The sequence below is a fragment of the Agrobacterium sp. rho-13.3 genome, from assembly GCF_033957765.2.
In the GTDB taxonomy this organism is placed as follows: domain Bacteria; phylum Pseudomonadota; class Alphaproteobacteria; order Rhizobiales; family Rhizobiaceae; genus Agrobacterium.
The window spans coordinates 2,025,874-2,045,145 of the sequence record NZ_CP192774.1 but is presented as its reverse complement, the minus strand read 5'-3'; the positions used below and the strand labels follow the sequence as shown (position 1 = coordinate 2,045,145).

Annotated in this window: 21 protein-coding genes; 14 read left to right on the top strand and 7 right to left on the bottom strand. The window is 56.1% G+C overall.

What is annotated here, in order from left to right:
* Window positions 1-147 precede the first annotated feature (147 nt).
* From RMR16_RS10160 to ureG, 14 genes are all read left to right on the top strand, one after another.
* On the top strand, window positions 148-1,365 hold the full coding sequence (locus RMR16_RS10160; protein WP_413785955.1) for an alpha/beta hydrolase family esterase: 1,218 nt from the start codon (window positions 148-150) through the stop codon (window positions 1,363-1,365).
* Window positions 1,296-2,123 (top strand): urease accessory protein UreD, encoded by an 828-nt coding sequence (locus tag RMR16_RS10155; protein ID WP_320198341.1) that lies wholly within the window; start codon window positions 1,296-1,298, stop codon window positions 2,121-2,123. Before RMR16_RS10160 ends, RMR16_RS10155 begins: the two co-directional genes overlap by 70 nt.
* A gap of 19 nt (window positions 2,124-2,142) precedes the next feature.
* Window positions 2,143-2,445, top strand: a complete 303-nt coding sequence (locus RMR16_RS10150) for an urease subunit gamma (RefSeq protein WP_320198342.1) — start codon at window positions 2,143-2,145, stop codon at window positions 2,443-2,445.
* A 113-nt stretch (window positions 2,446-2,558) separates the two neighbouring features.
* Window positions 2,559-2,816: a DUF1272 domain-containing protein gene (locus tag RMR16_RS10145; protein ID WP_320198343.1), complete on the top strand. Its 258-nt coding sequence runs from the start codon at window positions 2,559-2,561 to the stop codon at window positions 2,814-2,816.
* Between the two features lie 17 nt (window positions 2,817-2,833).
* Window positions 2,834-3,139: an urease subunit beta gene (locus RMR16_RS10140; RefSeq protein WP_320198344.1), complete on the top strand. Its 306-nt coding sequence runs from the start codon at window positions 2,834-2,836 to the stop codon at window positions 3,137-3,139.
* Window positions 3,140-3,141: 2 nt separating this feature from the next.
* Complete coding sequence (locus RMR16_RS10135) at window positions 3,142-3,498, top strand: GFA family protein (RefSeq protein WP_320198345.1); 357 nt, start codon at window positions 3,142-3,144, stop codon at window positions 3,496-3,498.
* Window positions 3,495-3,932, top strand: coding sequence for a lysozyme inhibitor LprI family protein (locus RMR16_RS10130; RefSeq protein WP_432353527.1), 438 nt, complete (start codon window positions 3,495-3,497; stop codon window positions 3,930-3,932). The genes RMR16_RS10135 and RMR16_RS10130 overlap by 4 nt, the downstream gene beginning before the upstream one ends.
* A gap of 5 nt (window positions 3,933-3,937) precedes the next feature.
* The gene (locus RMR16_RS10125) at window positions 3,938-4,582 is read left to right on the top strand and encodes a Urease operon accessory protein (protein WP_320198347.1); all 645 of its coding nucleotides are present in this window, start codon (window positions 3,938-3,940) and stop codon (window positions 4,580-4,582) included.
* A gap of 5 nt (window positions 4,583-4,587) precedes the next feature.
* Complete coding sequence (gene ureC / locus RMR16_RS10120) at window positions 4,588-6,297, top strand: urease subunit alpha (protein ID WP_320198348.1); 1,710 nt, start codon at window positions 4,588-4,590, stop codon at window positions 6,295-6,297.
* 150 nt (window positions 6,298-6,447) lie between these two features.
* Complete coding sequence (locus RMR16_RS10115) at window positions 6,448-6,984, top strand: peroxiredoxin (RefSeq protein WP_320198349.1); 537 nt, start codon at window positions 6,448-6,450, stop codon at window positions 6,982-6,984.
* 424 nt (window positions 6,985-7,408) lie between these two features.
* Window positions 7,409-8,200, top strand: a complete 792-nt coding sequence (locus RMR16_RS10110; protein WP_320198350.1) for a GGDEF domain-containing protein — start codon at window positions 7,409-7,411, stop codon at window positions 8,198-8,200.
* Between the two features lie 121 nt (window positions 8,201-8,321).
* Entirely contained in the window at window positions 8,322-8,801 is a 480-nt protein-coding gene (ureE, locus tag RMR16_RS10105; RefSeq protein ID WP_320198351.1) for an urease accessory protein UreE, read from the top strand.
* A gap of 3 nt (window positions 8,802-8,804) precedes the next feature.
* Window positions 8,805-9,476: an urease accessory protein UreF gene (locus RMR16_RS10100; RefSeq protein ID WP_320198352.1), complete on the top strand. Its 672-nt coding sequence runs from the start codon at window positions 8,805-8,807 to the stop codon at window positions 9,474-9,476.
* Between the two features lie 88 nt (window positions 9,477-9,564).
* The gene (gene ureG / locus RMR16_RS10095) at window positions 9,565-10,176 is read left to right on the top strand and encodes an urease accessory protein UreG (protein WP_320198353.1); all 612 of its coding nucleotides are present in this window, start codon (window positions 9,565-9,567) and stop codon (window positions 10,174-10,176) included.
* An 8-nt stretch (window positions 10,177-10,184) separates the two neighbouring features.
* Here the strand turns inward: ureG and RMR16_RS10090 are convergent, their stop codons facing one another.
* From RMR16_RS10090 to RMR16_RS10060, 7 genes are all read right to left on the bottom strand, one after another.
* Window positions 10,185-10,856 (bottom strand): Crp/Fnr family transcriptional regulator, encoded by a 672-nt coding sequence (locus RMR16_RS10090; protein ID WP_320198545.1) that lies wholly within the window; start codon window positions 10,854-10,856, stop codon window positions 10,185-10,187.
* A 226-nt stretch (window positions 10,857-11,082) separates the two neighbouring features.
* The gene (locus RMR16_RS10085) at window positions 11,083-14,409 is read right to left on the bottom strand and encodes an efflux RND transporter permease subunit (protein WP_320198354.1); all 3,327 of its coding nucleotides are present in this window, start codon (window positions 14,407-14,409) and stop codon (window positions 11,083-11,085) included.
* A 13-nt stretch (window positions 14,410-14,422) separates the two neighbouring features.
* Window positions 14,423-15,550, bottom strand: a complete 1,128-nt coding sequence (locus tag RMR16_RS10080) for an efflux RND transporter periplasmic adaptor subunit (RefSeq protein WP_413785961.1) — start codon at window positions 15,548-15,550, stop codon at window positions 14,423-14,425.
* Between the two features lie 399 nt (window positions 15,551-15,949).
* Complete coding sequence (locus tag RMR16_RS10075; protein ID WP_320198356.1) at window positions 15,950-16,942, bottom strand: ABC transporter substrate-binding protein; 993 nt, start codon at window positions 16,940-16,942, stop codon at window positions 15,950-15,952.
* A 22-nt stretch (window positions 16,943-16,964) separates the two neighbouring features.
* A complete protein-coding gene (locus tag RMR16_RS10070; RefSeq protein WP_320198357.1) occupies window positions 16,965-17,837 on the bottom strand; it encodes an ABC transporter permease in 873 nt (290 codons plus the stop codon).
* Entirely contained in the window at window positions 17,834-18,709 is an 876-nt protein-coding gene (locus RMR16_RS10065; protein ID WP_320198358.1) for an ABC transporter permease, read from the bottom strand. Before RMR16_RS10065 ends, RMR16_RS10070 begins: the two co-directional genes overlap by 4 nt.
* A complete protein-coding gene (locus RMR16_RS10060) occupies window positions 18,706-19,086 on the bottom strand; it encodes an endonuclease domain-containing protein (RefSeq protein ID WP_320198359.1) in 381 nt (126 codons plus the stop codon). The genes RMR16_RS10065 and RMR16_RS10060 overlap by 4 nt, the downstream gene beginning before the upstream one ends.
* Window positions 19,087-19,272 lie beyond the last annotated feature (186 nt).

Genomic DNA, 19,272 nt, shown 5'->3' with positions numbered 1-19,272 from the left:
TGACTAAGAGGGTGTGTTAGTTGCATCGAAAATGCTGCATGCGAGACACAGTGGTCCAATCATCCGCAAGCTCGCATCCGTCGATCCCTTACATTCCACGAATTTTCCGTCATAGTGCCGGAAGACTGTGCCAATAAAGGCGTGCTGATGAATTTCACTGTTGCTGCAAGCCGGGTGCTCCGGTTCGTTCGCCCCGCTCGCGTTTTTGTCGCGGGCTTTGCTATTCTCACAAGCATGAGCGCCGCAGCTTTGGCGTCAACCTGCGGTCAGTCGATGCAACCGGGCAGACATGCGTTTTCGCTGATGTCTGAGGGGTCTGAACGCGCGGGCGTTTATTTTGTTCCGTCTTCTTATGATGGAAAAAAGAAGTTGCCAGTGGTTTTTGATTTCCACGGCAGCAACAGCAATCCCAACGGACAGATGGACCGCAGCGGCTGGGACAAGCTTGGTGAGCGCCAAGGTGTCGTCGTTGTTGCGCTTCAGGGCAGTCTCGACGGTGAACTTCCCGGCACCCATGCTTGGAACGTGCCTGGTGTAACGACCCGCAAGGGCGGGCTGGATGAACCCGGTTTCATTCGCGATGCCGTCAGCATGGTGAAATCCAAATTCTGCGTCGATGAAGAGAAGTTTTACGGCTCCGGTTATTCGGGCGGCGGGCGTATGCTCTCGCAATATATTTGTAGTGGCAGCAGCGATTTTGCCGCTGCCGGTTTCGTTGCATCGCTGCGCGCTGGCCTCCCCGTTGAAAACGCGGGCAAGTGGGGGCCAGACGCTACAAGCTGCGCGCCTGCAAAGCCTATGTCGATCATTGCTTTTGCGGGTTTGAAAGACCCTGCCAATCCCTATCAGGGCGGTGGCAAGGCGTATTGGCAGTATGGCGGGGAAACGGCGCTGAAGCGCTGGGCCGAAATGGATGGCTGCAAGGGCGCGGTCAAAAGCAAGGCGACCGATAGCTTCACCTTCAATTCCTATGATGTCTGCAAAAGCGGTGCGCGCATCCATTCCTACGTGATTGAGGCGTGGGATCACGCATGGCCGCGTGCGACGATGAAGGCCGAGGTCATTGCTTCTGCTGCCGCCGTCATTCGCAAACCGACAAGCGATGCCTCCACAACGGCGCAGCCAGCCGTGGAGCGCAAGATGCCCACAGCCGACACGGTGCGGCGGGTTGATGCGGCTGAAAGAATGTGGGACTTCTTCCAGAATACGGAAGGGCAGATGGTTGTTGACGCAACAGCGAAGACAGATTGCTCTATGAAAGCGGTTTCCGCATCCGCGAAAGCTTCGGAGACGACGTGCAGCCAGACCAGCAAAGCATCCATCAACCCCGTCCGCAGCGCGCCCGTGGACGAGGACGCATTGTAACCAAAGCGCTGAATGGACGCAGCCGTCTGGACGAATTGTTTCAGGAAGGCTGCGCCAAAATCAGACTGCCGGACACGTTTTCCAATGAAATGGAAGCCATTCTCATCAACTCCTCCGGTGGTTTGACCGGCGGTGATGAATTGGAGTGGCAGGCGGTGGCCGCGGCTGGCACATCTTTAGTCGTCACCACGCAGGCCTGCGAAAAAGTCTACAAGGCATCATCCGGCACGGCGGCGGTGACCGCCCGCGTTTCTGCCGGTGCCGGTGCCAAGCTGCATTGGCTTCCGCAGGAAACTATTCTTTTCGATCGTTCATCACTGACCCGTAGGCTGGAAGCGGATATCGATGCTTCCGCGGAGTTCGTGGCCGTCGAAGCCGTTCTTCTGGGGCGGCAGGCCATGGGGGAGATGATGGAGGAGGGGTTGTTTCGAGATCGCTGGCGCATCCGCCACGGCGGCAAGCTGGTTCATGCCGAAGAACTGCGTCTTGACGGCAATGTTGCCGAGCTGACTCGCCACGCGCCGGTTCTTGCGGGGCAGGTGGCTTTTGCGACTTTGCTGTACATAGGCCCGTTGTCTGAGGCTTTGCTGCCCAAAGTCCGTGAGATTCTTGGTGATTTCGGCGGTGCGAGCGAGTGGCAGGGCAAGCTTGTGGTGCGTCTTTCCGCACCAGATGGTTTCACATTGAGAAAAATGCTGTTTCCGATCATTTCGCTCTTGCGAAATGGCGCGGCAGTGCCGAAAGTCTGGAATCTCTGATGTATGAAATGGGACGACAATGAACCTCACCCCCAGAGAAAAAGACAAGCTTCTGATTTCCATGGCGGCCATGGTCGCACGCCGTCGTTTGGAGCGTGGCGTCAAGCTGAATTACCCGGAAGCCATCGCGCTGATTTCGGATTTCGTGGTTGAAGGTGCGCGCGACGGTCGCGCGGTTTCCGACCTGATGGAAGCCGGAGCGCACGTCATCACCCGCGATCAGGTCATGGAAGGCATTGCCGAAATGATCCACGATGTGCAGGTGGAAGCGACGTTTCCTGATGGCACCAAACTGGTGACCGTTCACCAACCCATTCGCTAGAGTATTTCCGCCTTTCTCCGAAACGCGAAAACGCTCTAGCCATTTGTTTTAACGCATTATCCGGACGCAAAACCGCTTCGCACTTTTGCTGGAAATGCTTTAAGGAGTAAGCCATGGCGCTCGAACTTCGACCCAATTGCGAATGTTGTGACAAGGACTTGCCACCGGAAAGCCTGGATGCGGTCATGTGCTCGTTCGAATGCACCTATTGCACTGACTGCGCCACCAACGTGCTGGGCGGAAAATGCCCCAATTGTGGCGGAGAATTGGTGCGTCGACCAATCCGCCCCGCCGCAAAACTCGTAAACAATCCAGCATCGACAAAACGGGTTTTGAAAGCCGAAGGCTGCGCGCACGTCAAAGCCGCGTGACGACAAAGGAAACGATCATGATCCCAGGTGAAATCATCGCGGCAGAAGGCACGATTGAACTCAACGCCGGTCGGCCGACGGTCACCATCGAAGTTGCCAATTCCGGTGACAGGCCGGTGCAGGTCGGCAGTCATTATCACTTCGCAGAAACCAATGCCGGGCTGGTTTTTGAGCGGGAGAAGGCGCACGGTATGCGTCTGGATATTCCCGCCGGAACCGCAGTTCGTTTCGAGCCGGGCCAGAGACGTGAAGTGACGCTGGTGCCGTTTTCCGGCAAGCGTGAGGTCTATGGTTTTCGCAAACTCGTCATGGGGAGGCTTTGACAATGAGTGCTGAACATTATCATGGAAGCTGCCAATGTGGTGCCGTGAGTTTTGAAGCTGATATCGATCTGGACAGAACGGTGACGTGCAATTGCTCGCGCTGCAAGCGGTTGGGCTCAGTGCTGGCATTCGTGCCGAAAGAGCAGTTCACACTGCTGTCCGGACAGGACCACCTCAAGGAATATCTCTTCAATAAAAAGCAGATTCATCATCTTTTCTGCGGTGAGTGCGGCATTGAAAGTTTTGCTTATGCCAATGGGCCGGATGGCAAGCCCGTGGTGGCTGTCAATGCCAATTGTCTTGACGGCGTGGAGCCGCGTGCGCTGAAATCGCATGCCCATGATGGCGCATCCGTTTGATCTGCGGCGATGGAATACGACGTTTTTCGTTGGGTCTGGCGCTTCTTGGCGCAGCCTTGCTGTTTGGAATTCCGGCCGACACTGCGCGTGCACAGGATGCGCCCGACTGCGCCGAACAGGCGACCCAGGCAGACATGAATACCTGCGCCGACCTTGATTACGAAGAGGCGGACGCAGAACTCAACACCGAATACCAGAAGGCCCGTAAGGCTTTGGGTGACTGGGACAAGGCGGCTGACGATACGAGCAGGGGTGCCGTTGCCGCTTTGGTTGCTGCGCAGCGTGCCTGGGTGTCCTATCGCGATGCCAATTGCGAAGCCTCCGGCTTTCAGGCGCGGGGCGGCAGCATGGAGCCGATGCTTGTCTCTTCCTGTCTGGCGGATATGAGCCGCAAGCGAGCGGACGAACTTCGTCAGCTTTCGGAAGGGTTCTGACAGCCATGGGGCGGCGGATCGCGATTGTTGGAAACGGGGAGATACTGGAGGGTGCGGCAGATATCATCGACTGCTCCGATCTCGTCATCCGCTTTAATGATTGCCGATCCATCGGCTTTGGTGGCGAGAAAACAGACATTGTCGCCGTTTGCAACACGGGCCGCCCCGGTAAGGTCATGACGGAGGATGCCGCTTGGCGCGCGACCCCTGGCGTCAGCCAGGCAGCCGCCATCTGGTCCGTGCGGCACCCCGTTAAATTTGCAGAGATGCAGCCATCGCTTGTGCAAGACTGGCCGGAGCTGGATGATTTTTGCGCGGATTACAGCGATGGTTTCGCGGCAATTGCCGAGTCATCCGGCAAGGATCACCTCGTTATTCCGCGTGAAGTGCACGATGAACTGGATCGCGTTTTGAAGATCATCACCGTAGATCCCTATGTGTGCCCCAGCAGCGGCCTTCTGGCGATTGCGTATGTTCTTTCCCTGAAGGGTGCTGAGGACGATACCGTTGTCATCGCCGGTTTCAGCCATGAAGGCTGGCACGGCCATCCGTTTCACGCCGAAAAACAAGTGGTCAGCGCTTTCGAAGCGGCTGGCCGTTTGACCAATCTTTCACATATATCGCTTCCCTCCGCCTCCCAAGGAGCTTGATTTCCATGCCTTACAAGATTTCCCGCGCAGCCTATGCCAGCATGTTCGGCCCCACGGTGGGCGATAAGGTGCGTCTTGCCGATACGGAACTCTTCATCGAGATCGAAAAGGATTTCACCACCTATGGCGAAGAGGTGAAATTTGGCGGAGGCAAGGTCATTCGGGACGGCATGGGGCAAAGCCAGGCAACACGCGCTGAGGGCGCGGTCGATACTGTCATCACCAACGTTGTGATTATCGATCATAGCGGCATTTACAAAGCCGATGTTGGTTTGAAAGACGGACGTATTCACGCCATCGGCAAGGCGGGAAATCCAGATACGCAGCCGGGCGTCACCATCAATGTCGGCCCTTCAACAGAAGCGATTGCCGGTGAGGGTAAAATCCTGACCGCTGGCGGTATGGATGCGCATATTCACTTCATATGCCCGCAGCAGATCGAAGAAGCCTTGATGAGCGGCGTTACTTGCATGTTGGGCGGCGGTTCTGGCCCCGCACATGGCACGCTGGCCACCACCTGCACCGGCGCGTGGCATATCGAGCGGATGATCGAAAGCTTCGATGGTTTTCCGATGAACTTGGCGCTGGCTGGCAAGGGCAATGCCTCACGGCCTGCGCCGCTGGAGGAGATGATCCTTGCCGGTGCCTCCTCGCTGAAGCTGCACGAAGACTGGGGCACGACGCCCGCCGCCATCGACAATTGCCTGACCGTTGCGGATGCCTTCGACGTTCAGGTGATGATCCACACCGATACGCTGAATGAAAGTGGTTTCGTGGAAGACACGGTGGCCGCCATCAATGGGCGCACGATCCATGCCTTCCACACGGAAGGGGCGGGCGGTGGTCACGCGCCTGATATCATCAAGATTTGCGGCAACCCCAATGTCATCCCGTCGTCCACCAATCCGACGCGCCCTTACACCATCAATACGCTGGCGGAACATCTGGACATGCTGATGGTCTGCCATCACCTGTCGCCGTCCATCCCGGAAGATATCGCATTCGCTGAAAGCCGCATTCGCAAGGAAACGATCGCGGCGGAAGATATTCTGCACGATCTCGGTGCATTTTCGATCATCTCGTCCGACAGTCAGGCTATGGGCCGTGTTGGCGAGGTCGCGATCCGCACATGGCAGACAGCGGATAAGATGAAGCGCCAGCGCGGGCCGTTGAAAGAAGAAACGGGTGATAATGACAACTTCCGTGTGCGTCGTTACATCGCGAAATACACCATCAATCCGGCCATCGCCCACGGCGTATCGCATGAGATCGGCTCCGTCGAAGTCGGTAAACGGGCTGATCTGGTGCTGTGGAACCCTGCGTTTTTTGGCGTGAAACCGGAAATGGTGCTGCTGGGCGGCTCTATTGCCGCCGCACCGATGGGTGATCCGAACGCATCCATTCCCACACCGCAGCCGATGCATTATCGCCCGATGTTTGCCGCGCATGGCAAGCTGCGGACCAATTCTTCGGTGACTTTCGTATCGCAGGCTTCGCTGGATGGCGGGTTGGCCCAGCGCCTTGGCGTTGCTAAAAAGCTGCTCGCTGTCCGCAACGTGCGCGGTGGTATCTCCAAGGCATCGATGATCCACAATTCGCTAACACCGCATATTGAGGTTGATCCTGAAACCTATGAAGTGCGCGCGGATGGACAGCTTTTGACCTGCGAACCGGCGACAGTTCTGCCGATGGCGCAACGTTACTTCCTGTTCTGATCTAACTGAGCATCTCCTCCTGTGCATGACAGGTTTGCGCGCTCAAGTTTTTGCTGCGCTGCAAACCGTTTTGCGATATCGGAAAAGCAGTTTTTTGGGCGTGGACTGTTCCCAAGCTTTTCACGCCATATACTCGCACAGGAGAAAATCATGCTCGGTAAAAAAGTGCCTGCTGTTACCTTTCGCACGCGCGTGCGCGATGAGGCCGTTGGTGGCCCAAATCCCTTCCGTTGGCAGGACGTAACCTCCGATGACTACTTCAAGGGCAAGAGAGTCGTTATCTTCTCGCTGCCCGGCGCGTTCACGCCAACATGCTCGACCTTCCAGCTTCCTGATTTTGAAAAGCTGACACCGGAATTCCGGGCGCTTGGCATCGATGACATCTATTGCCTGTCGGTCAACGATGCGTTCGTGATGAACGCATGGGCAAAGGGTCAGAACCTTGAAAACGTCAAGGTCATCCCGGATGGTTCAGGCGAGTTCACCCGCAAGATGGGAATGTTGGTTTCCAAGGACAATCTCGGCTTCGGCATGCGCTCCTGGCGTTACGCCGCCATCGTCAACGACGGCGTGGTTGAGCAGTGGTTCGAAGAGGATGGCTATTCCGATAATTGCGAGAGCGATCCTTACGGCGTGTCCTCGCCGCAGAATATTCTTGAAAATCTGAAAGCCCGCAAAGCGGCCTGATTTTACAGATACTTCAATCAGAGCCCGGAGGTGATTCCGGGCTTTTTTATTGTTTGGTAATGACTTATCCAATCTATGCGTGATTTTAAAACGTTAATCAGCTTAACATAATTTATGCATCGGACATTTACCCGAGAGTTGAATTTCTTTTTTCTTATAAGAGAAATCTCACGCCATAGACACAACGGGACACCATCAGTATCCCTATATGAATCAGGGCGTCCTGAGTGTTGCCTGTCGTTACGTCAGCTTTCCGTTGACGAAATATCCATGAGCGTATTAATCCACAAATATACTCAAGGTAGTTAAATGTTTAGAGAATTGGTTTACTTCCAGCCAATCTCTGATCGATATCGATTAAGTCATGCAAGGGTGAGGTGTGATGACTGAACGTTTGAGAAAATTTATTTCGTTGGAAATGAGTTTGAAAAACCCTTCGGGTGGACAAAACCTTCGTACTTTCGCGACAAAGATGGTGTTCGTTTCCATCATTTTATCGCTGCTGGTCAGTTCGGCCGTGATTGCGCTTGGCGCATTTCTGCGTGTGCTGCCGCTGCCGCTGCTGGAGGCTTTGGGTTACAGCGTAATGATGGCGTGGATTGTTGGCGGTCTCGTCACAGGAATACTTTGCACCATTCTTGGCAATGCCATCAGCAAGCTGCACGAAAGTCAGGCTGAGTTTGAGCGTCTCAGCAAGACAGATACATTGTCCGGGCTGGCGAACCGTCGGGCGTTCAATCAGTCTTTCGATGAAATCGAGGACAATGCCTCGCTGGCCATTTTCGATCTTGATCGGTTCAAGGCAATCAATGATGGTCACGGTCACGCGGCAGGCGATCTCGTCATCAAGCGGGCTGCGACCGCCATTGCGGATGTTTTTGGCGAATTCCACTGTGTTGCGCGGTTGGGTGGAGAAGAATTTGCGGTCATCGTGCGGGGTGGTTGCCGCAAAGACCGTGTGATCCTCATAGAACTAGCGCGTATTCGCGTCTCATGTCTGACGGTGAATTTCGAGGGCAAGCAGCTACAGACAACCGTTTCTGTCGGTGTTGCCGACATTGGGCCGTCGCGGTCCAAATACGATACGTTTGCCGCCGCTGATAAGGCGCTTTATCTCGCCAAGGCATCGGGACGGAACCGCGTTTGCCAGGAAGAGGACTTGCCGATTTCCCACGCGGTCGAGGGCTTGAAGACGACGCTAATGGTGGCGTCTTAGGTTCCTGTTTTAATTCACATATTCATTTCGGCAAGACCACCTCATCCTCCATCTGCCGCTTGCATTCCAACAAAACATCCTTCAGGAATCGTTTCTGGTTCTTATTGATGTTGGAAAGATCATGCTGCGCGTTCAATCTTATCTTCCCGCTGGCACACCTGCGGATGAGCCGACCGGCTACGTAACCCTCGCCCACGATCAGAGGCATCTGCGCCGCAAGTTGCTGCATTTGCAGAATGACGATATGGTGATGCTGGACCTGAAAGAGCCGGTGCTGTTTGCCCATGGCGATCTGCTGGTGATTGAAAACGGCGATCTGGTGGAAATCCGCGCTGCAAATGAAAAGCTGTTCGAAGTGGGCGCAAAAAGCCCCATCCATCTGATCGAACTGGCATGGCATCTCGGCAATCGCCACCTTTCGGCGCAAATTGCAGAAGGTCGGATCCTGATCCTTCGTGATCATGTTATCCGCTCCATGCTGGAAGGTCTGGGTGCAACGGTGCGGGAGGTTGAAGAGCCATTCCAGCCAGCGCGCGGCGCTTATCACGCGCATGGTGGCCATTCGCACGGACATGACCATCACAACCACAGTCACGACTAGACCATGACCACAAAACGCAACGTCGATGCGTTGTTGAGATTGCTGGCCTGGATGTCTCCAGCGTTTCCCATAGGAGCGTTCTCATATTCGGGCGGGCTGGAGAGTGCTGTCAATGATCGGCGTATTTCCAGCGCAGCCGATCTTCACCTCTGGATCAGCATAGTTTTACAGCGCGGAACGCTTTGGAATGACGCTGTGTTGCTGGCTGAGGCGTGGCGAAGCTATGAGGACGCAAGAGCTTTGGCAGAGCTTGGCGAGTTGGCGCAGGCTCTGGCCGGTTCAGCGGAGCGTCATCGCGAAACGGTTCTGCTGGGAGATGCTTTTGTCGAAGCAGCGTCCGCGTGGCCGCATGACGTGTTCGAGCGCTTGCCGAAAGGTGCAACTTATCCGGTTTCGGTTGGTGCCATCGCCGCCGCGCACGGCGTTGACCTTGAGGATGCGCTGGCCGCCCATCTGCACTCCGGCGTTTCCCAGTTCGTGTCCGCCGGTATTCGTCTTGGCATTGCCGGACAAAAGGATGGTGTGGCCATTCTGGCCCATCTGGAAACCGAGATCGCCGAGATCGCCAATCGCGCCAGCTCATCCACGCTGGATGATCTGGGGTCTGCAACCATTTTGGCCGATACCGCTTCCATGCGCCATGAGGTGCAGGGAACGCGTCTATTCCGGTCATAACAGAATGATCGACGCCCATTCTGCGGTTGAATGCGGGGCGTAAACATCGCTATTGTTGATACGACATGACATCCGAAAGGGACGCGCTATGAAATCGGGAAATGGTCCGCTTAGGGTCGGTATCGGCGGGCCTGTTGGCTCTGGAAAAACAGCGCTGACGGAGAAACTGTGCAAGGCCATGAGCGCTGATTATTCGGTCGCGGTCGTCACCAATGATATCTACACCAAGGAAGATGCGGAAGCGCTGGTGCGAATGCAGGCGCTGCCATCCGAGCGCATCGTGGGCGTTGAAACCGGCGGATGTCCGCACACCGCCATTCGTGAAGATGCGACCATCAACCTTCAGGCCATCGCGGGTTTAAACGAACGGTTTCCCGATCTGGATATCGTCTTCATCGAATCCGGTGGGGACAATCTGGCGGCGACCTTTTCACCGGATCTGGCCGATATCACCATCTATGTGATCTCCGTTTGCCAAGGCGAAGAGATTCCGCGCAAGGGCGGTCCCGGTATCACGCGGTCTGATCTGCTGGTCATCAACAAGAAAGATCTTGCGCCTTATGTCGATGCTGATCTGGGTGTGATGGACAGCGATGCGACCCGGATGCGCAAAGATATGCCTTTCGTCTTCACGGACATGAAGCGCGGCGAAGGTGTGGACAGCATCGTTGGCTTTCTCAAGCAACACGGCGGATTGTAATTCCGGGTTCAAATCTGTTTCAGAGCGCCGATGTCGTTCACTTGAATGATACGTCCGCGAACGATAACGCCGGATTCCCGAAGACTGGAAAAGGCGCGTGAGAGAGCTTCTGGCGCAAGGCCAAGCTTGCCTGCCAGAACGCTTTTCTGAAACGGCAGCCGCAGCGAATAGGACGTTGCGCTGCCTGGTCCCTGTTTGATCAGGTAATTCGCGACCCGTTGTGTTGCGGTCTGAAGGCGGTCGTTTGCCACGCAGTCCATTGTCCTCACAAGGCTGTTGGAAAGGCATTGAACGACGGCCTTCGCTACATTTGGCTCTTCGTCGATCAAGGCTCTGATCCGGCTCAGCTCAAAACGAGCCAGCGTGCAGTTTTCCACGGCCTGCGCGTTGTAATGATAGCGGTCGGCACCAAAGATCAGGCACTCGTTGAACGTATCGCCCGGGCCGCAAATTCTGACATCTGCTTCGCGACCGTCCTTGCTCAACCGGTAAAGGCGAACATAACCGTTCAGAACACAGAACAGGTGCTCTGCAATCTCACCATCGCGAAACAGAATCTGTCGGGGAGGGACGGTAACGGCTGTCAACGCTTCCATAAATCTTGCAGTCGCCGTCTCATCGCCTGCGCCGATCAGAGGCACACGCATGAGAATGCTTTTTTCCCGGCTACTCAGCTTCATCGTCTTGTTCACGTCCGCATGCTCCCCAAAACGTCCATCAATCTCACGGGCTAAGCGATCGGTTCTGTCTGAGGACGTTGTTCTCGACGGGGAGAATAACAGTTGGGCGGTTGAGAAAATTGATTTCGATCAATTGGCCGAGATTTTTTAGCTTTCTTTTCAGAATGGCCGTCAAAAGCAAAACGCCGGGCAGGTGCCCGGCGTTTTGATGACATGTGGTTTTGGATTACTCCGCAGCGAGCGGCGGAAGGCGTAGAACATTGCTGGATGTTTCACCGTCGCGCCGGTTGGCGTTGGAAGGCTTCCCGCTATTGGAAAGACGCTCTTCGAGTGCTTCAAGAGCTTGCTTGTTTTCACGCGCAAGGTTGGACAGTTCTTCATTCGAGAGAACGGGATGCTCCTCTTCCTTCTTGCCGATGAAGCGGCTGAAGAGATGGGCGAGAAGTCGCGATACATCGTCCATGATCAGGAAGAAGGCTGGCACGACAATCAGAGACAGAACCGTTGAAACGATGATGCCGCCAATAACAGCAATCGCCATGGGTGCGCGGAACGAGCCGCCTTCGCCCACGCCAAGCGCGGAGGGAAGCATACCGGCAGACATGGCAATCGAGGTCATGATGATGGGCTGCGCACGTTTGCGACCAGCTTCCACCATGGCATGAACACGTTCCATGCCATGGCGGCGCATTTCAATGGCGAAATCCACCAGCAGAATGGCGTTCTTCGTTACAATACCCATCAACATCAGAATGCCGATGAGCACGGGCATGGAGAGCGCGTTGCCAGTGAGAATGAGCGCAACGGCCACGCCGCCGATTGCCAGGGGCAACGAGAACAGAATGGTGAACGGTTGGATGACATCCTTGAACAGCAGGATGAGGACCACCAGCACCAGCAACAGGCCGAGCAACATGGCGTTGACGAAGCCCTGCTGCATTTCACCCTGCACCTTTGCGTCACCGCTTTCCGCCAGCCGAACCGTGGCCGGAAGTTGCGTTTCCGCGACAATCCGTTTGAACTCAGCCGACGATGTATCGAGCGCGGTGCCAAACGGAACGTCTGAGCCGATGGAGACCACACGGTTACGGTCGTTGCGCTTGATAGAGCTTGGACCTTCCGAATAGTCGATATCGGCAACGCTGTAGAGCGGAACGGTGGCACCCGTTGCGGTCTTGATTTTCAGCGCGCGGATGGCCGCCAGATCACGACGCACATCCAGCGATGCCTGCACGCGGATCGGGATCTGCCGGTCGTCCAGCGAAATCTTTGTCAATTGCGCATCGATATCACCGATGGTCGCGACGCGGACCGTTTGCGAGATTTGTTGTGGCGTGATGCCCAGACGCGCGATTTCATCCTTGCGTGGCCGGATTTGCAGTTCGGGGCGAGGAAGCGCGCCTTCAGAGCTGACATTGACGAGAATGGGCGAGGCACGAAGCCGCGATTCCAGAATGCCGACCGCCTTGTTCAAATCCGCTTCATTCGAAGACAGGAAATTGAAGCTCAATTCGCGTTCGGCACGGTCATTAAGCTTGATGACACGGACATCCGGAATGTTGTGAATGCTGGCGAAAATATCTCGCTCAACATCCCATTGCGGGCGTGTTCTACCATTGTCTTCCATTTTCGGAAGATGTGGGCCAATCAGCGGAATAGAGCCAAGCCCCTTGTTGACGAGGACTTTCAGCAGCGAATGGTCGATATGCTGAAGAATGACCCGCACCGTGGCGCGGCGCAGTTCCAGATCGCCCTTGGGCGAAGCGCCGCCGAGGATGAAGACGCTTTCCACGCCGTTGATGCCACGCACCGCCTGATAGATTTTCGAAGTCGTTGAGTCGGTTTCTTCCAGCGTCGCGTTTGGCGGAAGTTCGATAGAGAGAACGACGCGCGAGGCGTCATCCGGCGGCAGGAAGCTGCCCGGTACGCCACTGAGAAGAATAATCGAGCCGACGAGAAAGCCGATGGCACCCAACAGTGTGAGGTAACGCGCCCACCATTTGCGGGTGGTGGCGGTCACCATCCGCGTATAGCTCTTCATCAACAGGCCGTCATTATCGTGATGGTCGTCAACCGCGTCAGTCGAGCGCATCAGATAAGCCGCCATCAACGGCGTGATGAGACGTGCGACCATCAAAGAGAAGAAGACCGAGAACGCGACGGTCAGACCGAACTGGATGAAGTACTGGCCCGGAACACCCGGCATGAATGACACAGGCACGAACACTGCAATGATGGTGAAACTTGTGGCAATCACCGCAAGGCCGATTTCATCCGCAGCTTCCAACGAAGCGCGATAGGGCGATTTCCCCATCTTGATATGTCGTGAGATGTTTTCCACCTCCACGATGGCATCGTCGACGAGAATACCCGTTGCCAGCGTGAGGGCGAGGAAACTGACGAGGTTGAGCGAAAAGCCCAGAACATCCATGACCCAGAACGTCGGGATGGCCGAAAGCGGCAAGGCCACAGCGGCGATCAACGTTGCCCGCCAGTTTCGCAGGAACAGAAGCACCACGATGACGGCTAGAATTGAGCCTTCCACCAGTGTGTGAAGAGCGGCTTCATAGTTGCCATAGGTGAAATAAACGGCGTCATCCACCATCTGAATCGAGACTTCAGGATGGGCCGTGCGAACTTTTTCCAGATTTTGCGCAACGGTTTCCGCTACTGAAACCTCACTGGCGCCTTTGGCCCGGAAGACAGCGAATGTGACGCCGGGATTGCCGTTGAAACGCGAGAAGGATTTCGGCTCTTCATAGGTGTCGGTAATCGAACCCAGTTCAGAAAGCTTGACGAAACGACCGCTTGAAAGCGCAATGGTGGTGTTGGAAAGCTGTGCTACATCGCGGGCGTCGCCCAATGTGCGGATCGTCTGTTCATTGCCCGCCACCTGTCCGCGACCGGAACCGAGGTCGATATTGGTGCCACGCAGCTGCGTGTTCACGTCTGCCGCTGTAATGCCGTAGGCGTCAAGCTTGGCAGGACTGAGTGCAACGCGCACTTCACGGTCCGCACCACCGTAACGGTCTATTTTGCCGATGCCTCGCTGGCCCTGGAGCGCGCGTTTGATCGTGTCGTCCACGAACCAGGACAGCTCTTCCAGCGTCATGTTGGGTGAGGAGACGGAGAAGGTCTGGATTGCCTGACCTTCCACGTCGATCTTGGTCACGACAGGCTCTTCGATATCCGCAGGCAATGCGCTGCGGATCTTGTCGATCGCGTCCTTGGTATCCTGAACGGCTTCTTCCGTCGGTTTTTCGATACGAAACAGCACGGTTGTCAGAGATTGACCATCCGTGACCGTGGACTGGATTTCATCGATGCCGCTGATGGACGCGACCGCGTCTTCCACTTCCTTGGTGACCTGCGCTTCCAGTTCGGAGGGCGACGCGCCACTTTGGGTCACGGTGATGGCCACCACCGGCACGTCAATGTTGGGAAAGCGGGTGATCGGCAGATCGTAAAACGCCTTTATGCCGAGAAAGAGCAGCAACGCGAAGGCCAGCAGGGGCGCAATCGGATTGCGAATAGACCATGCAGAGAAATTCATTGTTTTCCCTCAGTCAGTTCGAGGCTGCGGCGTCAGCCGTGACCGGGTTGATCTTATCACCATCGCGAACGAATGCGCCCGCTTTTTCAACGACCGTGTCACCAGCGGAAAGGCCGCTTTTGATTTCTACGAAACCATTGTCCTGAATGCCGGTTTCCACGGTGATCTGTTTGACGACATCGCCTTCCACCTTGCGCGTGGTTGACCCTTCGCGGCCAGAGGTGACGGCAGACAAGGGCAGTGCCAAGGCGTTGGCCGACGCGATAATCACTTCCGCGCTGCCATACATGCCGGCGCGTGCGGGACTATCCGTTGGCAAAACGATGTGGACGGAGCCGAGGCGGGTGGTCGCATCAACCGTGGGTGATACGAGACGGACGCTGCCTTGGATTTTATCACGCCCACCGGCGACGGTGACGATTGCCTTCTGGCCAGCCTTTACTTTCTGAATGTCGGTCTCGGAAAGATCGGCCACGAGTTCGATGGCGTTATCCTTGATCACTGTAAACAGCGGGTTGCCAGAGCCGCTGGCAATGGCGCCCACGCGGGTGTTTTTGGCAGAAATAATGCCTGCAACGGGCGTTTTGACGCCGGTGCGGGACAGCTTGAGATCGACATCTTCAATCTGCGCATCCACCACTTTGGTGTCCGCTTCGCCAACGGTCACGGCCTGTTTGGCGGCCTGAAGCCGCGCCTGCGCCACATCGGCGGCGGCGGCGGTTTGTTCAACTTGAGAAATGGAACCGGAGCCGGATTTACCCAGCCGGCCTGCGCGATCACGCTGGCGAACGGCATCATCGTAATTGGCCTGCGCTTCAATCACCTGTGCCTTGCTTTGCGCGACGGAGGCTTCGGCTTTGGCCCTGTTGGCTTGAAACTGGCTTTTTTGCAAAAGCAGGCTGTCTTTGGAAAGCTCCGCGAGAACCGCACCCGCTTCGACCTTATCGCCAATGTCGACATTCAACTTGTCGACCGGCAAGCCATCCACCAGCGGCTGCACATAAATCTCATCCACCGGCTTGATGGTGCCTGTCGCCACCACACGGTCCACCAGATCACGCGTGGCCGCTTTGCTGACGACGATGGAGGGCAGGTTCTGACGATTTGCATCGCTTTGAGCGCTCAGCGCCGCCGGTATCATGAAAGCTGAAACCGTGATCGCTGCCAGCCGGATCGGGTTTGTCTTGCGCTGCATATGTGCTTGTCCGTTCAAAGTTCGGCTCGCACTCCCACTGCGCACATTATGTGCTTTTGAAGATCATGCGACGATGACTGTAAAAAATAAGTATGACAATACTTTCTCCCACCTCGCAGATGTCTGCGTCCTCTTCACCAAACCTGCCGCTAAATTCCGGGCATGGTCTATCGCAAGGCAAATATCCAAGTTTGTCGTGGCGGAATGTAAATCTTCATCTTGCGCAATTCAATCCGTCTAACCGGTTGGGCGGATATACATTTTTGAATATCAGGAAATGCAAAATTTCTAGGACTTTTCGTGGGAAAAGGCGCGCATAGCCTGCGCGCCTCAGCTTGGACACTGCTATTTCAATGCGGCGTCGGTAATTTCTGTCGTGAACGCGCCTGATGGTTCCTTGGTAATGACGGGATCTGATCCGCCGCCGAGAAGTGTTTTGACGGTACGCTCGTAATCTGCCTTGTCAAGCGCGCCGGTGGAGCCGGCCGTCAGCTTGGCCACTTCCGTCATCATGCCCTTCTGGTGGGCTTCGGTCTGTGCGCCCGAAGCATCGTTTTCCAAAACGATATCAGCAGCATCGTTGGGATTTTCTTCCGCCCACTTCCAGCCCTTCATGGAGGCGCGCACGAATTTCACCATGCTCTCCTTGAACTTGGGGTCTTTCAGTTTGCCTTCCAGTACATAGAGGCCGTCTTCCAGCGTCGCCACGCCTTCGTCCTCATATTTGAAGGTCACGAGGTCGCTGGCTTTGATGCCCGCTTCCAGAACCTGCAAATATTCATTGTAGGTCATGGTGGAAATGCAGGCGGCCTGTTTCTGCAACAGTGGATCAACGTTAAAGCCCTGTTTCAGCACGGTCACGCCGTCAGCCCCTCCAGTCGTCGGGATTTTCAGATGTGCCATCCATGACAGGAAGGGATATTCATTGCCGAAGAACCAGACGCCCAAAGTCTTCCCCTTGAAATCGACAGGCTTGGTGATGCCGGTTTCCTTCAGGCATGTCAGCATCATGCCGGATTTCTTGAAGGGCTGGGCGATGTTGACGAGGGGCACGCCTTTTTCGCGGGTGGCCAGAGCAGAGGGCAACCAGTCCACGACGACATCCGCGCCGCCGCCTGCCAGAACCTGCGCGGGCGCAATATCCGGGCCGCCGGGCTTGATGTCCACGTCGAGGCCTTCTGCTTCGTAGAAACCCTTGTCCTTGGCAACGTAATAACCGGCGAATTGGGCCTGCGTGACCCATTTCAGCTGAAGGGTTACTTTTTCGGCGGCGTGCGCGCTGAACCCCGTCATCAGCGCAGCGCAGCCAAGAAGCATGGATGCAAGTTTGTTTTTCATCGCTGTTCCCTTTTTTCTTTGTTTACGTTCGTCCACTGCGGACGGACGGATGCCAGAAGGTGACGGCCCGCTCTGCCAGCGCCACCAATCCATAAAAGCCGGAGCCTGCAATTGCCGCGATGGCAATCTCGGCCCAGACCATATCCACATTGCTCCGACCCATTTCTGCGGAGATGCGAAATCCCATGCCCACGATGGGCGTGCCGAAGAATTCGGCCACGATGGCACCGATCAGCGCCAGCGTGGAATTGATCTTCAAGGCATTGAAAATAAATGGCCATGCCGCGGGAAGCCGAAGCTTCACCAGCGTTGGCCACCAGCCGGCTGCATAAGTGTGCATCAGGTCGCGTTCCATATGGCTGGAAGCGGCAAGCCCTTGCACCGTGTTCACCAGCATGGGGAAGAACGTCATGATGACGACGACGGCGACCTTCGATTGCCAGTCGAAACCGAACCACATGACCATGATGGGCGCGATGCCGACGACCGGCAGCGCCGAGACGAAATTGCCTATCGGCAACAAGCCGCGTTGGAGGAAGGGCGAGCGGTCGATGAGGATGGCAACGCCGAAGCCCAGACCGCAGCCAAGCACATATCCCGTCAGCACCGACTTGAGGAAGGTTTGCCGAAAATCCGCCCAGAGGATGGGGAGAGAGCTGATCAGCCGCAGGAAAATAGCGCTTGGTGCTGGCAGCAGGATCGACGGGATCGAAAAGCCTCGAACCACGCCTTCCCACAGCACGATGATGGCGGCCCCGAAAATAAGGGGCACCGCGATGTTGCTGGCGCGTTTTGCAGTGAATGTGTGAAAACGCTGGCGCACCAGCCACTCATTCAACGCCCAGGCGGCAAGCCAGAAGATGATTGCGCCGATCAGCCAGACGGGATTGCTCATGGCCGCTCTCCCATTCTTTTCAGCACTGCTGTGTGAGCGATGCCGACGATTGCCACGAGGATGGCGGCGAGGGCAGCGGCCATGAGAAGTGCTGCCCATATCTGCACCGTCTGACCGTAATAGGAGCCGGAAAGCAGCCGCGCACCAAGCCCCGCAACCGCACCGGTCGGCAGTTCACCAACGATCGCACCGACAAGCGAGATTGCGATAGCGATTTTCAGCGAAGTAAACAGATAGGGCAGGGCAGAAGGCCACCGCAGTTTCCAGAAAATTTGCGAGGATGAGGCATGATACGTGTGCATCAGATCAAGCTGAAGCGCTTCTGCGCTGCGAAGCCCCTTCACCATGCCCACGACAATCGGGAAAAAGCTGAGATAGGTGGAAATCAGCGCCTTCGGCAACAGGCCTGATATGCCGATGGAATTCAGCACCACGATGATCATCGGCGCAACGGCGATGATCGGGATCGTCTGGCTTGCAATGATCCACGGCATGACGGAGCGATCCATGGCGCGGTTATGGACGATGGAAACCGCAAGCAGAATGCCGAGCACGGTGCCAATGGCAAAGCCCAGTAGCGTTGCGGAAAGCGTGATGCCCGCGTGGTAAATCAGGCTGCGCTTGGAGGTGATCGCCTTGTTGACGGTCGTATCCCATAGTTCCGCGATGATTTGATGCGGAGCGGGCAGGACCGGGCGTTCCTGCGCGAAGGTCTGAGGCAGAAGCTCGGAAAAACTTGCCGTCTGACCAGCGCGTGCGGCCTGATCTCGCGCGAAAGGCATGTTGAGGTAGACGACCGCGATGTGCCAGATGACAAGGATGGCGAGGAGTATGGTGAGGACAGGGAGGATACGGTGATGGAGGGTGTTCATAGCTGGCCTCGATCAAGATGAGACGCAAGGCGCTCCTCCAGTGAAACAGCTATGTAATCCGGATTGTCGATAATCTGTCTGTTATCGAAACGCAGAACCGTAAAACCTTGGGAAGCAAGAAACGCATCTCTGCTTGTGTCATGCCGCCGCCCTTGTGCAGTTTCATGGCTGTCGCCATCGACCTCAACAACCACGCGGGCTGAGAGCCATGCGAAATCGGCGATATAGGGACCAATCGGTGTTTCGCGGCGAAACCGTGCGCCTCTCGGACGAAAATCCCGAAGGATATCCCACATTATTCGTTCTGCCTTGGTCATTTCCCGGCGAAGGATTTTAGCGCGCCGGCGCGTTTTGAGTTCGATGTTTGAGTGCGCCATACGTCGCTTCCCATTCACGAATAGAGTATTGCGGCTTTCCCCCTCTGGCCTGCCGGCCATCTCCCCCACAAGGGGGGAGAAACCTTGCGGAACCCACAGAGCCCTAATGGATCGGCAAAGGTGCGGCTGGGTTAAGCCCCTCCCCCTTGTGGGGAGGGGTTGGGGAGGGGTTCTTGACGCCAACAT

Coding starts and splice junctions, on each gene's coding strand:
- RMR16_RS10160 (WP_413785955.1), top strand. CDS start 148: ATGAATTTCACTGTTGCTGCAAGCCGGGTGCTCCGGTTCGTTCGCCCC.
- RMR16_RS10150 (WP_320198342.1), top strand. CDS start 2,143: ATGAACCTCACCCCCAGAGAAAAAGACAAGCTTCTGATTTCCATGGCG.
- RMR16_RS10145 (WP_320198343.1), top strand. CDS start 2,559: ATGGCGCTCGAACTTCGACCCAATTGCGAATGTTGTGACAAGGACTTG.
- RMR16_RS10140 (WP_320198344.1), top strand. CDS start 2,834: ATGATCCCAGGTGAAATCATCGCGGCAGAAGGCACGATTGAACTCAAC.
- RMR16_RS10135 (WP_320198345.1), top strand. CDS start 3,142: ATGAGTGCTGAACATTATCATGGAAGCTGCCAATGTGGTGCCGTGAGT.
- RMR16_RS10125 (WP_320198347.1), top strand. CDS start 3,938: ATGGGGCGGCGGATCGCGATTGTTGGAAACGGGGAGATACTGGAGGGT.
- ureC (WP_320198348.1), top strand. CDS start 4,588: ATGCCTTACAAGATTTCCCGCGCAGCCTATGCCAGCATGTTCGGCCCC.
- RMR16_RS10115 (WP_320198349.1), top strand. CDS start 6,448: ATGCTCGGTAAAAAAGTGCCTGCTGTTACCTTTCGCACGCGCGTGCGC.
- ureE (WP_320198351.1), top strand. CDS start 8,322: ATGCTGCGCGTTCAATCTTATCTTCCCGCTGGCACACCTGCGGATGAG.
- RMR16_RS10100 (WP_320198352.1), top strand. CDS start 8,805: ATGACCACAAAACGCAACGTCGATGCGTTGTTGAGATTGCTGGCCTGG.
- ureG (WP_320198353.1), top strand. CDS start 9,565: ATGAAATCGGGAAATGGTCCGCTTAGGGTCGGTATCGGCGGGCCTGTT.
- RMR16_RS10090 (WP_320198545.1), bottom strand. CDS start 10,856: ATGAAGCTGAGTAGCCGGGAAAAAAGCATTCTCATGCGTGTGCCTCTG.
- RMR16_RS10085 (WP_320198354.1), bottom strand. CDS start 14,409: ATGAATTTCTCTGCATGGTCTATTCGCAATCCGATTGCGCCCCTGCTG.
- RMR16_RS10080 (WP_413785961.1), bottom strand. CDS start 15,550: ATGATACCGGCGGCGCTGAGCGCTCAAAGCGATGCAAATCGTCAGAAC.
- RMR16_RS10075 (WP_320198356.1), bottom strand. CDS start 16,942: ATGAAAAACAAACTTGCATCCATGCTTCTTGGCTGCGCTGCGCTGATG.
- RMR16_RS10070 (WP_320198357.1), bottom strand. CDS start 17,837: ATGAGCAATCCCGTCTGGCTGATCGGCGCAATCATCTTCTGGCTTGCC.
- RMR16_RS10065 (WP_320198358.1), bottom strand. CDS start 18,709: ATGAACACCCTCCATCACCGTATCCTCCCTGTCCTCACCATACTCCTC.
- RMR16_RS10060 (WP_320198359.1), bottom strand. CDS start 19,086: ATGGCGCACTCAAACATCGAACTCAAAACGCGCCGGCGCGCTAAAATC.